The 14,673-nt window shown below is 66.6% G+C and carries 15 protein-coding genes; 11 read left to right on the top strand and 4 right to left on the bottom strand.

Annotation, left to right across the window (positions count from 1 at the left end; translation table 11 throughout):
• Window positions 1-22: 22 nt before the first annotated feature.
• Window positions 23-1,219, top strand: a complete 1,197-nt coding sequence (dapC, locus tag IB261_RS08080) for a succinyldiaminopimelate transaminase (protein WP_192381927.1) — start codon at window positions 23-25, stop codon at window positions 1,217-1,219.
• 72 nt (window positions 1,220-1,291) lie between these two features.
• Here the strand turns inward: dapC and IB261_RS08075 are convergent, their stop codons facing one another.
• Window positions 1,292-2,956 carry a Na+/H+ antiporter gene (locus tag IB261_RS08075; RefSeq protein ID WP_192381926.1) on the bottom strand — a complete coding sequence of 555 codons (1,665 nt, stop codon included), beginning with the start codon at window positions 2,954-2,956 and terminating at the stop codon, window positions 1,292-1,294.
• Window positions 2,957-3,169: 213 nt separating this feature from the next.
• Between IB261_RS08075 and IB261_RS08070 the strand changes: the two genes are divergently transcribed.
• The 5 genes from IB261_RS08070 to IB261_RS08050 all read left to right on the top strand — a co-directional run bounded on the left by IB261_RS08070 (window position 3,170) and on the right by IB261_RS08050 (window position 6,901).
• On the top strand, window positions 3,170-3,478 hold the full coding sequence (locus IB261_RS08070; protein WP_230986123.1) for an arsenate reductase: 309 nt from the start codon (window positions 3,170-3,172) through the stop codon (window positions 3,476-3,478).
• Window positions 3,479-3,489: 11 nt separating this feature from the next.
• Window positions 3,490-4,116: a LysE family translocator gene (locus IB261_RS08065; RefSeq protein WP_081517881.1), complete on the top strand. Its 627-nt coding sequence runs from the start codon at window positions 3,490-3,492 to the stop codon at window positions 4,114-4,116.
• Window positions 4,117-4,159: 43 nt separating this feature from the next.
• Complete coding sequence (dapD, locus tag IB261_RS08060; RefSeq protein WP_081517880.1) at window positions 4,160-5,194, top strand: 2,3,4,5-tetrahydropyridine-2,6-dicarboxylate N-succinyltransferase; 1,035 nt, start codon at window positions 4,160-4,162, stop codon at window positions 5,192-5,194.
• A gap of 94 nt (window positions 5,195-5,288) precedes the next feature.
• Window positions 5,289-6,494 carry an aminotransferase class V-fold PLP-dependent enzyme gene (locus IB261_RS08055; protein WP_192381924.1) on the top strand — a complete coding sequence of 402 codons (1,206 nt, stop codon included), beginning with the start codon at window positions 5,289-5,291 and terminating at the stop codon, window positions 6,492-6,494.
• A complete protein-coding gene (locus IB261_RS08050; protein ID WP_192381921.1) occupies window positions 6,491-6,901 on the top strand; it encodes a SufE family protein in 411 nt (136 codons plus the stop codon). Before IB261_RS08055 ends, IB261_RS08050 begins: the two co-directional genes overlap by 4 nt.
• A gap of 51 nt (window positions 6,902-6,952) precedes the next feature.
• On the opposite strand, the gene tcdA is transcribed toward IB261_RS08050, so the two are convergent.
• Window positions 6,953-7,759: a tRNA cyclic N6-threonylcarbamoyladenosine(37) synthase TcdA gene (gene tcdA / locus IB261_RS08045; protein WP_081517877.1), complete on the bottom strand. Its 807-nt coding sequence runs from the start codon at window positions 7,757-7,759 to the stop codon at window positions 6,953-6,955.
• A 301-nt stretch (window positions 7,760-8,060) separates the two neighbouring features.
• Here tcdA and IB261_RS08040 point away from each other — a divergent pair, with 301 nt between their 5' ends.
• The 5 genes from IB261_RS08040 to IB261_RS08020 all read left to right on the top strand — a co-directional run bounded on the left by IB261_RS08040 (window position 8,061) and on the right by IB261_RS08020 (window position 13,369).
• The gene (locus IB261_RS08040; RefSeq protein WP_192381920.1) at window positions 8,061-10,658 is read left to right on the top strand and encodes a glycosyltransferase; all 2,598 of its coding nucleotides are present in this window, start codon (window positions 8,061-8,063) and stop codon (window positions 10,656-10,658) included.
• A 177-nt stretch (window positions 10,659-10,835) separates the two neighbouring features.
• Window positions 10,836-11,993, top strand: coding sequence for a succinyl-diaminopimelate desuccinylase (dapE, locus tag IB261_RS08035; protein WP_192381918.1), 1,158 nt, complete (start codon window positions 10,836-10,838; stop codon window positions 11,991-11,993).
• Window positions 11,990-12,184 (top strand): hypothetical protein, encoded by a 195-nt coding sequence (locus IB261_RS08030; RefSeq protein WP_081517874.1) that lies wholly within the window; start codon window positions 11,990-11,992, stop codon window positions 12,182-12,184. The genes dapE and IB261_RS08030 overlap by 4 nt, the downstream gene beginning before the upstream one ends.
• Entirely contained in the window at window positions 12,178-12,987 is an 810-nt protein-coding gene (locus IB261_RS08025; protein ID WP_192381916.1) for a putative RNA methyltransferase, read from the top strand. Before IB261_RS08030 ends, IB261_RS08025 begins: the two co-directional genes overlap by 7 nt.
• A gap of 10 nt (window positions 12,988-12,997) precedes the next feature.
• Complete coding sequence (locus IB261_RS08020) at window positions 12,998-13,369, top strand: hypothetical protein (protein WP_081517872.1); 372 nt, start codon at window positions 12,998-13,000, stop codon at window positions 13,367-13,369.
• A 65-nt stretch (window positions 13,370-13,434) separates the two neighbouring features.
• Here IB261_RS08020 and IB261_RS08015 read toward each other — a convergent pair whose 3' ends face one another.
• Both IB261_RS08015 and IB261_RS08010 read right to left on the bottom strand, forming a co-directional pair.
• Window positions 13,435-13,644, bottom strand: a complete 210-nt coding sequence (locus IB261_RS08015; RefSeq protein ID WP_045209986.1) for a cold-shock protein — start codon at window positions 13,642-13,644, stop codon at window positions 13,435-13,437.
• 556 nt (window positions 13,645-14,200) lie between these two features.
• Window positions 14,201-14,671 carry a YMGG-like glycine zipper-containing protein gene (locus IB261_RS08010; RefSeq protein ID WP_081517871.1) on the bottom strand — a complete coding sequence of 157 codons (471 nt, stop codon included), beginning with the start codon at window positions 14,669-14,671 and terminating at the stop codon, window positions 14,201-14,203.
• Between the last annotated feature and the right edge of the window lie 2 nt (window positions 14,672-14,673).

Raw genomic sequence — 14,673 nt, 5'->3', positions numbered from 1 at the left:
ATCAGAAAGAAAGAGCCTTGCCATGAACCCTGCCCTCGACTCGCTCCAGCCCTACCCCTTCGAGAAGCTCCGCGCCCTGCTGGCCGGCGCCCAGCCGCCGGCTGAGCTGAAGCCCATCGCGCTGTCCATCGGCGAACCCAAGCACCGCTCACCGGACTTCGTCGCCAAGGCCCTGGCCGACAGCCTCGACCAGTTGGCCGTCTACCCGACCACCCTGGGCATCCCCGCCCTGCGCGAAGCCATCGCTGCCTGGTGCGAGCGCCGCTTCAAGGTGCCGGCCGGCTGGCTGGACGCCGCGCGCCACGTGCTGCCGGTGAACGGCACCCGTGAAGCGCTGTTCGCCTTCACCCAGACCGTGGTGGACCGCAACGCCAAGGGCCTGGTGATCAGCCCGAACCCGTTCTACCAGATCTACGAAGGCGCAGCCCTGCTGGCCGGCGCGGAGCCGCACTACCTGCCCTGCCTGGAAGACAACGGCTTCAACCCGGACTTCGACGCCGTCCCGGCGGACATCTGGGCGCGCTGCGAGATCCTCTTCCTCTGCTCGCCGGGCAACCCCACCGGCGCGCTGGTTCCGCTGGAAACCCTGAAGAAGCTGATCGCCCTGGCCGACGAGCACGATTTCGTGATCGCCGCTGACGAGTGCTACAGCGAGCTGTACTTCGACGAACAGAACCCGCCGGCCGGCCTGCTGACCGCCTGCGCCGAACTGGGCCGCTCGGATTTTGCGCGCTGCGTGGTGTTCCACAGCCTGTCCAAGCGCTCCAACCTGCCGGGCCTGCGCTCGGGCTTCGTCGCCGGCGATGCCGAAGTACTGAAGAAATTCCTCCTGTACCGCACCTACCACGGCTGCGCCATGCCGGTTCAGACCCAGCTGGCCAGCGTCGCGGCCTGGAACGACGAGGACCACGTGCGCGCCAACCGCGACCTGTACCGCGAGAAGTTCGACGCCGTGCTGGACATCCTCGGCGGCGTGCTCGACGTGCAGCGCCCGGACGGCAGTTTCTACCTGTGGGCGAAAACTCCGGTGGCCGACACCGAGTTCTGCCGCGGCCTGTTCGACCAGCAGCACGTCACCGTGGTGCCGGGCTCCTACCTGTCCCGCGAAGTGAACGGCGAGAACCCCGGCGCCAACCGCGTGCGCATGGCGCTGGTGGCTCCGCTGGCGGAATGCGTGGAAGCGGCCGAGCGCATCAAACAGTACGTGAAAAGTCTCTGACGCTGCACCGCCCCTTGTAGGAGTGGGCCATGCCCGCGATCGCGCCCACGGGGCGCTCCTACAGGGGAGCCGCTACACCCACCGCCCCGCCTTGCTGGTTACCCAGGCCTCCTGGTTATCCAGCTCGCCCAGCACCTCGCGCATGGTCTCGTCGTCGATCTCGTGCTCGCGGCGCATCCGGTAAAGCTCCAGCCGCTGCGCGCGCAGTGCCTTGATGCGCAGCGCCTGGTCAGCCAGCTCGAGGGCGCGGGCGCGCTCGCGGGCCTCCTTGCTGTCCGGCGCCGGGTCCAGCTCGTGGCGATATTCGGCCATCAGCCTGGCCTTCATCTCCGCCAGCCGCGCCGTCTCGTCGGCATCACCGCCACCTTCGCTGACAGGCACCTCCTCGCTCTCCAGCATGTGAATGGCCGCTGCCGCGGTCTTGCGCCAGACCCCCTGCACCTCCAGCTCGCGCTGGTCGTTGCTGGCCGCCGGCAAGCCTCGCAACAGGATCGGCAGGCCAATGGTGGCCGCAATCAGCGACACCAGGATCACCCCGGCAGCGATGAAGATGATCAGGTCACGCTGCGGGAAGGCCGAACCGTCCAGCAACAGCAAAGGAACCGACAGCACGCCGGCCAGGGTCACCGCCCCGCGCACACCGCTCAGCGCGGAGATCGCCGACAGCCGCAGCACTGGCTCGCCCGGTTTGCCGCCCAGCTCGATGCCCCACCACTGCTCGAAGCGCACGGAAATCTTCCAGTAGCACCAGACCCAGCCAAAGCGCAGCGCGAGCAGCACGGCGAATACCGCGAACACGTAGAAGGCCAGCAGCGACGAGCGCCACATCACGTCGTCGGCGTGATGCGCGACGGACTTGAGGATGTCCGGCAGTTGCAGCCCCAGCAGCAGGAACACCACGCCGTTGAAGGTGAACTCCAGCATCGACCAGACGCTGCGGTTGAGCAGGCGGGTGTTGGTCTGCCGGGGCAGCAGGTCGACCCAGCTCTGCATCATGCCGGCCGCCACCGCCGCGAGGATGCCGGAGACGCCCAACTCCTCGGCGATCATGTAGCAGGCGAAGGGCAACAGCAGCATCAGCACCACATGGGTGGCCGGGTCATCCCAGCCGCGGCGGATCATCCAGGCGCGGATGCGCCCCAGCAGCCAGCTGAGGAACACGCCGCTGGCAAGGCCGCCGACTGCCACCAGGAGGAAGTTCAGGCTGGCGTCCATCAGCGAGAAGGTGCCGGTCAAGGCCGCGGCGATGGCGAACTTGAACGCCACCAGGCCGGAAGCGTCGTTCATCAGTGCCTCACCCTGCAGCACATGCATCAGGCGCTTGGGCAGACGGTTCTGGGCAATCGCCGAGACCGCCAGCGCATCGGTCGGTGACAGTACCGCCGCGAGGGCAAAGGCCGCGGCCCAGGGAATCTCGGGGATCAGCAGGTGGATGAACACGCCGCCGCCAACCACGGTGAACAGCACCAGGGCGAAGGCCAGTGTGAGGATCGGCCAGCGCATCTTCCAGAACTCGCCCTTGGGCATGCGCCAGCCATCGGCGAACAGCAGCGGCGGGATGAACAGGAACATGAACAGTTCCGGGTCCAGCCCCACGTGCAGCCCCAGGCTCGGCCAGGCCAGCATCGCTCCGGCGGCGATCTGGATCAGCGGCAGCGGCAGCGGGATCAGCTGCGCCGCAAGCCGCGTCCCCCCCACGACCAGCAGCAGGATGAGTACGGTGTAAACGGTTTGCATCGACGAACTCCCAGCACAGCTCTCCATTGAAGCACCCGTAGCGCGGCGGATCAGCCCCGCAATGGGCAAAAAACTGTTGCAAACGACCGACCTCCCGGCGGCGTCCCGCAAGCGCTGCGGAAATGGCATAATCCCGCGCCTGAAAAAAGCATCGAAAAGGAGTAGCGCCCCGTGAGTGAGCGGACGCTGTATGGAATCAAAGCTTGCGACACCATGAAGAAAGCCCGCGTGTGGCTGGAAGAGCATGGCGTCGACTACGCCTTCCACGACTACAAGAGTAGCGGCATCGACCGCGAACACCTGCGCCAGTGGTGCACCGAGCATGGCTGGGAAACCGTCCTGAACCGCGCCGGCACCACCTTCCGCAAGCTCGACGACGCGCAGAAGGCCGATCTCGACCAGGACAAGGCCATCGAACTGATGGTCGCCCAGCCGTCGATGATCAAGCGTCCGGTGCTGGACCTGGGTGACCGCACCCTGGTCGGCTTCAAGCCCGACGCCTACGCCGCCGCGCTGGCCTGAGCAGCACCACGATGAGCATCGCCTGGGCCCTGTTCCTTCCCGCCTGCTTCGCCCTGAACCTGGCGCCGGGACCGAACAACCTGCTGTCGCTGAACAACGCCGCACGCTTCGGCCTGCTGCGCGCCACCGTCGCGGGCGGCGGCCGGCTGGTCGCCTTCGCCGGCATGCTGGCCCTGGCCGCCTCCGGCCTGGCGCTGGTGCTGCAGGCATCGGCCTGGCTGTTCCTGGCGATCAAGCTGGTGGGCGCCGGTTACCTGTTGTGGCTGGCCGTACAGCTGTGGCGTGCCCCGACGGCGAACCTGTCGGTGGACGGCACCCCGGCTCCCGCCACCAGCCTGTGGCGCCTGGCTCGCCAGGAGTTCTGGGTGGCCGCCGGCAATCCCAAGGCAATCCTCATCTTCACCGCTTTCCTGCCGCAGTTCGTCGATCCGCGTCAGGCCGTGGGCGCCCAGTTCGCCCAACTCGGCGCAGCCTTCCTGCTTCTGGAATGGCTGGCCATCGCCCTTTACGGGCTCGCCGGGGTCCGCCTCGGCAAGCTGCTCGCCGGCGCACGCGCCCGGCGCCTGTTCAACCGTGGTTGTGCCGCGCTGCTGGGCAGCGCCGGGCTGGGCCTGCTGCTCAGCCGCCGTCCGGCCTGACCGACTTCATTCGCCAAGAACCTCTTTGCAAGGAAATACCCACATGTCGAAATCCCTGTTCAGCATCGCTTTCGGTGTCGGCACCCAGAACCGCCAGGGCAACTGGCTGGAAGTCTTCTACGCGCAGCCGCTGCTGAACCCCAGCGCCGAACTGGTCGCTGCCATCGCCCCGCTGCTGGCCTACGAAGGCGGCAACCAGGCGATCGCCTTCACCGCTCACCAGGCCTACCAGCTGGCCGACGCCGTCGAGACCGTCGACGCCGCCCAGGCAGCCCTGCTCAACCGCCTGGCCGAGAGCCAGAAGCCGCTGGTCGCCACCCTGCTGGCCGAAGACGCCGCCCCCAGCTCCACCCCGGAGGCGTACCTGAAGCTGCACCTGCTGTCGCACCGTCTGGTCAAGCCCCACGGCCTGAACCTGACCGGCATCTTCCCGCTGCTGCCCAACGTCGCCTGGACCAACCAGGGCGCCGTCGACCTGGCCGAACTGGCCGAACTGCAACTGGAAGCGCGCCTGAAGGGCAAGCTGCTGGAAGTCTTCTCCGTCGACAAATTCCCGAAGATGACCGACTACGTGGTCCCGGCCGGCGTGCGCATCGCCGACACCGCCCGTGTGCGCCTGGGCGCCTACGTCGGTGAAGGCACCACCGTGATGCACGAAGGCTTCGTCAACTTCAACGGCGGCACCGAAGGCCCGGGCATGATCGAAGGCCGCGTCTCCGCTGGCGTGTTCGTCGGCAAGGGTTCGGACCTGGGCGGCGGCTGCTCCACCATGGGCACCCTGTCCGGCGGCGGCAACATCGTCATCAGCGTCGGCGAAGGCTGCCTGATCGGCGCCAACGCCGGCATCGGCATTCCGCTGGGCGACCGCAACATCGTCGAGGCAGGCCTGTACGTCACCGCCGGCACCAAGATCGCCGTGCTGGACGACCAGAACAACCTGGTGAAAGTGGTCAAGGGCCGCGACCTCGCCGGCCAGGCTGACCTGCTGTTCCGTCGCAACTCCCAGACCGGCGCAGTCGAGTGCAAGACCAACAAGACTGCCATCGAGCTGAACGAGGCGCTGCACGCGCACAACTAATCTGGGCGCCCCGCTCGCGCGGGGTACGCACTAAGCTTTGAGAAGCGGGGGCTGCGGCCCCCGTTTTCCATTCGCCACAACCGGCCGCACGCCCATGTCCATTCCCTCGCCCTGGCGCACCGACTTCCCGGCCCTCGCCGCCTTCGAGGCCGAAGACCAGACCTACCTCGACAGCGCCGCCACCGCGCAGAAACCGCGCGCCATGATCGACGCCCTCACCGGCTACTACGCCGGCGGCGCCGCCAACGTGCACCGCGCCCAGCACCTGCCCGGCGAGCGCGCCACCCGAGCCTTCGAGGCGACCCGCAGCCTGGCCGCCCACTGGCTCCATGGCGGCAGCCCGGCGCAGATCATCTTCACCCGCGGCGCCACCGAAGCGCTGAACCTGCTGGCCTACGGGCTGGAAGGCCAGTTCCAGGCGGGCGACGAGATCGTCGTCAGTGCGCTGGAACACCACGCCAACTTGTTGCCCTGGCAGCAACTGGCCAAGCGCCGCGGCCTGAAGCTGGTAGTGCTACCGCTGGACGCTGACGGGCGTATCGACCTGAACCGCGCCGCCGGCCTGATCGGCCCGCGCACCCGCCTGCTCGCTGTCAGCCAGCTGTCCAACGTGCTCGGCACCTGGCAGCCGCTGCCGGAACTGCTGCAGATGGCCCGCCAGCACGGCGCATTAAGCGTGGTCGATGGCGCCCAGGGCGTGGTCCACGGCCGGCACAACCTGTCGGCGCTGGGCTGCGACTTCTACGTCTGCTCCAGCCACAAGCTCTACGGCCCGGAAGGCCTCGGCCTGCTCTGGGGCCGCCAGGAAGCGCTGGAGCGCCTGGCGCACTGGCAGTTCGGCGGCGAGATGGTTCGCGTGGCGGACTACTTCGACTCGCAGTTCCACTGCGCACCCATGGGCTTCGAGGCCGGCACCCCGCCTATCGGCCCGGTGATCGCCCTGGGCGCCACGCTGGAATGGCTGGCCAGCCTGGACAGCGCCGAAGTCAGCGCCCACGAGGACTTCCTCCACGCCCGCCTGCTGGCCGGCCTGCGCGCCCGTGACGGCGTGCGCGTGCTCGGCGAGCCGGAAGTGGCGCTGGTCAGCTTCGTGGTCGAGGGCGTGCACGTCTCCGACCTCGGCCACCTGCTCACCGAGCAGGGCATCGCCGTGCGCGCCGGGCACCACTGCGCCATGCCGCTGATGAAGACCCTGGATGTCGCCGGCGCCCTGCGCGTCTCCCTCGGCCTGTACAACGACAGTGCGGATATCGAGCGCTTCTTCGGCGCGCTGGACAGCGCCCTGGAATTGCTGCGATGAGCCTCCCCGTCGCTGCCGCCGAGGCATTGGAGACCTTTACCGCCCTGCAAGGCTGGGAGCAACGCGCCCGCCTGCTGATGCAGTGGGGCGAGCGCCTGGAGCCGCTGAGCGAAGCCGAACTGGGTGACGAGCAGCGCGTGCAGGGCTGCGAGAGCAACGTCTGGCTGGTGGCGGATCGGCGTGATGAGCGCTGGCACTTCCGCGCCTACAGCGATGCGCGCCTGCTGCGCGGGCTGCTGGCGTTGCTGCTGGTGCGGGTGGACGGCCTGCCGGCGGACGAGCTGTCCGCCATCGATCTGCCGGGCTGGTTCGAGCAATTGGGGCTGGGCCGGCAACTGTCGCCGTCGCGCAGCAACGGCCTGAATGCCGTGCTGAAACGGATGCAGGAACTGATCACCCACCTGTAGGAGCGCGCCATGCGCGCGATCGTGGGGATGGCCAACTCCTACAGGTAACGGTCAGCCCGCAACGCGCTCCGAAGGCCGCCGCGCACCCGCGACGATCTTGTCCACGGCCCGCGCCGCCGCGACCATGCCGAAAGTCGCGGTCACCATCATCACCGCGCCGAAACCACCGGCGCAGTCCAGTTTCACGCCCTCGCCGACAAAGCTCTTGGACTGGCACACGGTGCCGTCCGGCTTCGGATAGCGCAGCTGTTCGGTGGAAAACACGCATTGCACGCTGTAATGCCGGCCCGGCGTGCGCGAGAAGTTGTAGTCGCGACGCAGTGTCGAGCGAACCTTGGCGGCCAGCGGGTCGTTGAAGGTCTTGTTCAGGTCGGCGACCTGGATCTGCGTCGGGTCCACCTGCCCGCCCGCGCCACCGGTGGTGATGATCTGCAGCTTGCGGCGCTTGCACCAGGCAATCAGCGCGGCCTTGGCGGCGACGCTGTCGATGCAGTCGATCACGCAGTCCAGTTCGGGGGTGATGTAGTCCGCCATGGTCTCGCGGGTGACGAAATCGGCTACGGCGTGCACGACGATGCCCGGGTTGATCGCCTTCAGGCGCTCGGCCATGACCTCGACCTTGGGCTTGCCCACGGCGCCCTGGATGGCATGCACCTGGCGATTGGTGTTGGTGACGCAGACGTCGTCCAGGTCGAACAGCGAAATCTCGCCCACGCCGCTGCGCGCCAGGGCCTCGGCCGCCCAGGAGCCCACGCCGCCGATCCCGACCACCGCCACATGGCTGGCCGCCAGTCGCTCCAGGCCCTCACGGCCGTAAAGCCGCGCGATTCCGCCGAAACGCTGTTCATCCAGTTGCATCGCCCACACCTCATCTCGAAACGGCCGGCATTCTATAACGACCGGGCCCCTGTAACGACCGCGCCCCTATAACAATCGGCCTGGGCCGTCCTGCAACAAAGCCGGATTGCCGCAGTCTCAGTCACGCGCCTGCCACACATTCTAAACTGTCGGAAAATGCCCACGAACGCCCACGCGGCGGACGGCGCCGGCAACCTGTACAGCCCCCGGAGTGCGGGGTAGGATGCGCCCCGACCGAGCTGTCCCGTACAGAGATTGTCCCGGCCCCTCCCCGTTCCACCCTTTGGAACCCGATCGCACCATGCCTGCACGCAAGTTCGGCCTCAACCTGGTGGTGTTCGTTGCCCTCGCGGCACTCTTCACCGGCTTCTGGGCCCTCTACAACCGCCCCGTCAGCGTTCCCGACTGGCCGGAAAGCATTTCCGGATTCTCCTTCTCGCCCTTCCGCCTGAACCAGAATCCGCAGAAGAACCAGTTCCCCAGCGACGACGAGATCCGTTCGGACCTGGAACTGGTCTCCAAGAGCACTGACAACATCCGCACCTACTCGGTGAAGGGCTCGCTGGCCGACATCCCGCGCCTGGCCGAAGAACTGGGCATGCGCGTCAGCCTCGGCATCTGGATCGGCCCGGACGAGGCCGAGAACGAGGCCGAGATCGAACGCGGCATCGAGATCGCCAACAACTCGCGCAGCGTGGTGCGAGTGATAGTCGGCAACGAAGCGCTGTTCCGCCGCGAGGTCACGGTCGAGCAACTGACGGCCTACCTGGACCGCGTGCGCAAGGCGGTGAAGGTGCCGGTGACCACCGCCGAGCAGTGGCACATCTACGAGAAGTACCCGGAGATGGCCAAGCACGTCGACCTGATCGCCGCCCACGTGCTGCCCTACTGGGAATACACGGCGATGAATGATGCCATCCCGTTCGTCCTCGAACGCGCCAAGGAACTGCGCGCCAAGTTCCCACGCAAGCCGCTGCTGCTGGCCGAAGTCGGCTGGCCGAGCAACGGCCGCATGCGCGGCGGCGCCGACGCCACCCAGGCGGACCAGGCCATCTACCTGCGCACGCTGACCAACGCACTGAACAAGCGCGGCTACAACTACTTCGTCGTCGAGGCCTTCGACCAGCCGTGGAAAGTCGGCGACGAAGGCTCGGTGGGCGCCTACTGGGGCGTCTACAACGCCCAGCGCCAACCGAAGTTCAACTTCGACGGACCGGTAGTCAACATCCCGCAGTGGCGCGCCCTGGCAGTCGCCTCGGTGGTGATGGCGCTGCTCGCCCTGACCCTGCTGATGATCGACGGCAGCGCCCTGCGCCAGCGCGGGCGGACCTTCCTCACCGTGGTCGCCTTCGCCGGCGGTTCGGTGCTGGTGTGGATCGCCTACGACTACAGCCAGCAGTACAGCACCTGGTTCAGCATGACCGTCGGCGGCCTGCTGGGCATCGGCGCGCTGGGCGTGTTCATCGTCCTGCTGACCGAGGCCCACGAACTCGCCGAGACCGTTTGGGTACGCAAGCGCCGCCGGCCGTTCGATCCGGTCCTCACCGATACCGGCTACCGGCCCAAGGTCTCGGTGCACGTGCCCTGCTACAACGAACCACCTGAAATGATGAAGAAGACCCTGGATGCGCTGTCCAGGCTCGACTATCCGGACTTCGAAGTCCTGATCATCGACAACAACACCAAGGACCCGGCGGTCTGGGAACCGGTGCGCGACTACTGCGAAGTCCTCGGCCCGCGCTTCCGCTTCTTCCACGTCGCACCGCTGGCCGGCTTCAAGGGCGGCGCGCTGAACTACATCCTGCCGCACACCGCACCGGACGTCGAAGTCGTGGCGGTGATCGACGCCGACTACTGCGTCGAGCCGAACTGGCTCAAGCAGATGGTGCCGCACTTCAGTGATCCGAAGATCGCCGTGGTGCAGTCCCCGCAGGACTACCACGACGGCGAGGAAAACGTCTTCAAGAAGCTCTGCTACGCCGAGTACAAGGGCTTCTTCCACATAGGCATGGTCACCCGCAACGACCGCGACGCGATCATCCAGCACGGCACCATGACGATGATCCGGCGGACCGTGATGGACGAGCTGAAGTGGGCCGACTGGACCATCTGCGAGGACGCCGAACTGGGCCTGCGGGTGTTCGAGAAAGGCTATTCGGCCGCCTACTCGCACCAGAGCTTCGGCAAGGGCGTGATGCCCGACACCTTCATCGACTACAAGAAGCAGCGCTTCCGCTGGGCCTACGGCGCCATCCAGATCATGAAGGGCCACGCCCGCGCGCTGTTCCAGGGCAAGGACAGCAAGCTCACCCTCGGCCAGCGCTACCACTTCATCGCCGGCTGGCTGCCGTGGATCGCCGATGGCATGAACATCTTCTTCACCGTCGGCGCGCTGCTCTGGTCCTCGGCGATGATCATCGTGCCCAAGCGGGTCGATCCGCCGCTGCTGATCTTCGCCATCCCGCCGCTGGCGCTGTTCTTCTTCAAGTTCGGCAAGATCATGTTCCTCTACCGCCGCGCAGTGGGCGTCGACCTGTTGCGCTCGTTCCAGGCGGCGGTGGCCGGCCTTGCGCTGTCCCACACTATCGCCAAGGCGGTGCTCTACGGGACGTTCACCAAGACCATCCCGTTCTTCCGCACGCCGAAGATGGCCTCCAACCACGGCCTGCTGGTCGCACTGGCCGAAGCCCGTGAGGAGGTCTTCATCATGCTGCTGCTGTGGGGCGCGGCGCTGGGCATCGTGCTGGTGCAGGGCGTGCCGAGCCGCGACATGATGTTCTGGGTAGCCATGCTGCTGGTGCAGTCGCTGCCCTACCTCGCCGCCCTGGTGATGGCGCTGCTGTCTGCCGCACCCAAGGCCCAGGAAGCACCGGTAGCCAACGCCGCACCAGCCAGCTGAACTCGAACGTAGGATGGCGTGGAGCGAAGCGATACCCATCCTACGAAAGACCGAGGCCTGCAGGAGCGAGCGTGCTTCTACAGGTTGAGCTGCACCGCTTATCCGCTACCAAGAACGCCGGCCATGCGCCGGCGTTTTTGCTTTAAGATGGGCGCCTTTTTCCGTTCCACCCCCAGGATGCCCTCAATGTCCCTCTCGCCGACACTGGTCCTCGCCTGCGAGCTTATTCGCCGTCCCTCCGTCACACCGGTCGATGCCGACTGCCAGCAGATGATGATGCAGCGCCTGGACGCCTGCGGCTTCGCCCTGGAGCCCATGCGCATCGAAGAGGTGGATAACTTCTGGGCCCTGCGCCAGGGGCGCGACGGCGCCAACGGCCCCGTGCTGTGCTTCGCCGGCCACACCGACGTGGTCCCCACCGGCCCCGAGCAGGCCTGGCAGCACCAGCCGTTCGACGCCCTGATCGACGCCGACGGCATGCTCTGCGGCCGTGGTGCGGCAGACATGAAAGGCAGCCTGGCGTCGATGATCATCGCCACCGAGCGCTTCGTCGCCGACCATCCGGACCACCGCGGCAGCATCGCCTACCTGATCACCAGCGACGAGGAAGGCCCGGCCCATCATGGTACCAAGGCCGTGGTCGAGCGCCTGAAGGCCCGTAACGAGCGCCTGGACTGGTGCATCGTCGGCGAACCGTCGAGCACCACCCTGGTCGGTGACATCGTCAAGAACGGTCGTCGCGGCTCCCTCGGCGCCACCCTCAGCGTGCGCGGCAAGCAAGGCCACGTGGCCTACCCGCACCTGGCGAAGAACCCGATCCACCTCGCCGCCCCGGCCCTGGCCGAACTGGCCGCCGAGCACTGGGACAACGGCAACGACTACTTCCCGCCGACCAGCTTCCAGATCTCCAACATCAATGGCGGCACCGGCGCGACCAACGTGATCCCCGGCGAGCTGAAGGTGATCTTCAACTTCCGCTTCTCCACCGAATCCACCGTCGAAGGCCTGCAGCAACGCGTCGCGGCGATCCTCGACAAGCACGGCCTGGACTGGCACATCGACTGGGCGCTGTCCGGCCTGCCGTTCCTCACCCAACCGGGTGAGCTGCTCGATGGCGTGGCGGCGGCGATCCGCGCGGTCACCGGCCGCGAGACCACGCCGTCGACCTCCGGCGGCACCTCCGACGGCCGCTTCATCGCCACCATGGGTACCCAGGTGGTCGAGCTCGGCCCTGTGAACGCCACCATCCACCAGGTGGACGAACGCGTGCTGGCCAGCGACCTCGATGTACTGACCGAAATCTATTACCAGACCCTGGTGCGACTGCTGGCATGAGTGGACCGAACAAAGGCTTCTGCCTGGGCGCCGTACAGCCCGACACCCCGCCGCCCGCGCCAGCCGCCGAGCGTCGTTATTCCCTGCGCGTGTACCAGATCGCCCAGCGCCGCCGTTCCCTGCCCACCGTGCTGCGCAATGACTTGCCGCAGCCGCTGGTGCCGCCGCCGCAAGGGAAGAAAGGATGCTGATCTGCCCGCTGTGCCGCGAGGCGCTGACCGAGGTCGACAACGGTGTCGCCTGCTCCGCTGGCCATCGCTTTGACCGCGCCCGCCAGGGTTACCTGAACCTGCTGCCGGTGCAGCATAAAAAGAGCCTCGATCCGGGCGACAACGCCGCCATGGTCGAGGCGCGCCGGCACTTCCTCGGTGCCGGCCACTATGCTCCGCTGGCCAGACGCCTGGCGGAGCTGGCCGCTGAGCGCGCTCCGGGGCGCTGGCTGGATATCGGTTGCGGCGAGGGTTACTACACCGCGCAACTGGGTGAAGCCCTGCCGCAGGCCGACGGCTATGCGCTGGATATCTCCCGCGAGGCTGTCAAACGCGCCTGCAAGCGCGCTCCGCAGCTGACCTGGATGGTCGCCAGCATGGCCCGCGTGCCGCTGGCCGATGCTTCCTGCCAGCTGCTGGCCAGCGTCTTCAGCCCGATCGACTGGAAGGAAGCGGCTCGCCTGCTCACTCCCGGCGGCGGCGTGCTGCGCCTGGGCCCGGCGCGCGACCACCTGCTGGAACTGCGCCAGCGCCTGTACGACGAAGTTCGCGAGTACGTCGAGGACAAGCACCTTGCCGACCTGCCCGAAGAGCTGAAACTGGCGCACAGCGAACAACTGAGCTTCAAGCTGCCGCTGCACACCCGCGAAGCCCGCGAGCACCTGCTGGCGATGACGCCCCACGGCTGGCGGGTCAACCCCGAGCGGCGCGAGCGCATCCTTGCCGAGCCCTTCGAGGTGACGGTCGCGGTACGCTACGATTGGCTGGAACGCCAAGAACCCTGACGAGGACGCCATGCGCCAACCGGATATCGAGATCTACATCAAGGATGCCGACCAGGCCGCCGTCGGCGCCTGGCTGGAGAAGGCTCTTGGCCCCTGCTCCGAATGGCGCGCCCAGGGTGAGACCTTCAAGTGCACCGCCGGCAGCATTCCCGCCACCTGGCTGCCCAAGGCCGTGGGCAAGTGGAACAGCCTGTTCCTGGACAGCGACAAGACCCCGTGGGACGACGATGTCGCCTGCGCCCGCGATGCCTGCGCCGCTCTGGAAGTGGAGGTGCGCTGCGCACCGGGTAGCTGGAGCGAGGATCAGGGCGAGGAAGACGCCGACCGCTGGCTGAAAGTGACCGCCGCGGGCGTCGAAGAGATTACCTGGCGCACGGGCTGAAACCGTGCCGGCAGAGAGTGAAAATCAAAGGCCCGTCCATTGGACGGGCCTTTGATTTCGGGGGCTCAGACCTTCGACACGTCTTCTGCCTGGAGGCCTTTCTGACCCTGGATCACCGAAAACTCCACTTTCTGGCCTTCGACCAGGGAGCGGTGACCATCGCCACGAATGGCACGGTAGTGAACGAAAACGTCCGGACCGCTATCGCGTTGAATGAATCCATAACCTTTGGCGTCATTGAACCACTTGACGGTTCCGACCTCACGATCAGCCATTACCACACTCTCCAACTTGCCTATTATTTTTGGATGGCCCCCGGGAATGAGGACTTCGGCAGTCGCCGGCTGAACGCTTTCCTTATCATCCAACCCGCGCCGAAAGGCACGTAGGAAGGTAATTCGAATAACGCCCAAGGGCGACAGCGCTCCCGAGTATATAAATCAAAAGTTACAGCTGAAAAGCACTTTTTCATCAGCTTCCCGAGCCTATGACCAATCAGGCCAAAGTGCCATTTTTCGGGGCCTGCAGAGCCATTTTGGTGCTCGTTACCCTGCGTAACGAAAGTGTTTCGAACGTGGACCCTTTCGCACTTTCGCGCATTTACGGCGGGTAGTTTCGTTCCCGTTGATCCGTTTTCGGCGACCTACGGAAATGTCTTTCAGAAGCAGTCGGAGTGCGTCCTGCAGTTTCTGCCGCGGCAATATGCCCAATCATTTATCTGCTGAATTGGCAGTCCGCCAATCCATTGCGCCCGATGAATAACGGCCATGAAATACCCCACTGACCGCACTCATGCGCGGTCAATCGTGCACCATCAGAGGACTCGCGCGCTCAGGGGCTGACCTGGTAGCCCCTCCCCTGCAGGCAACCACTGTAGGCGCTGGCACTGGCAGTGTTCTGCGCCTCACTCTGGGTGCGGCGGTCCTCCCGGCGGTCCTGGCGCTGGCGCGAAGCGCCCACTACGGCACCCGCCGCCGCCACGTCGCCAGCGCGGTTCTGCCGGTACTGCTGCTTGGCATCGTCACTGGCGCGATCGTAAACCTCATCATGCCGCTGCCCACGCACTTCCGCCGCCACAGCGCCGGCCGCCGCTCCCCTTGCCGCGCCGCGAACCCGGCCGCCGACATTCGGATCGGAACTGCTGGTGGCGCTGCTCGCCGCGTTGGCGGCGACGCTGTTGCACTCAGTCATGTCCTGCTGCATCTGCTGGCTGCTCTGGCCCTTGAGCGGGACAACGGTCTGGGCCGCGACGGGCAGCACAACCGACAAGGCGAGCAGGCATCCCCAGGTGAACGTACGCATCG

The organism is Pseudomonas sp. PDM20, from assembly GCF_014852575.3.
In the GTDB taxonomy this organism is placed as follows: domain Bacteria; phylum Pseudomonadota; class Gammaproteobacteria; order Pseudomonadales; family Pseudomonadaceae; genus Pseudomonas.
Note: the sequence above shows the minus strand (reverse complement) of the source record. Positions and strands in the feature narration are given on the sequence as shown.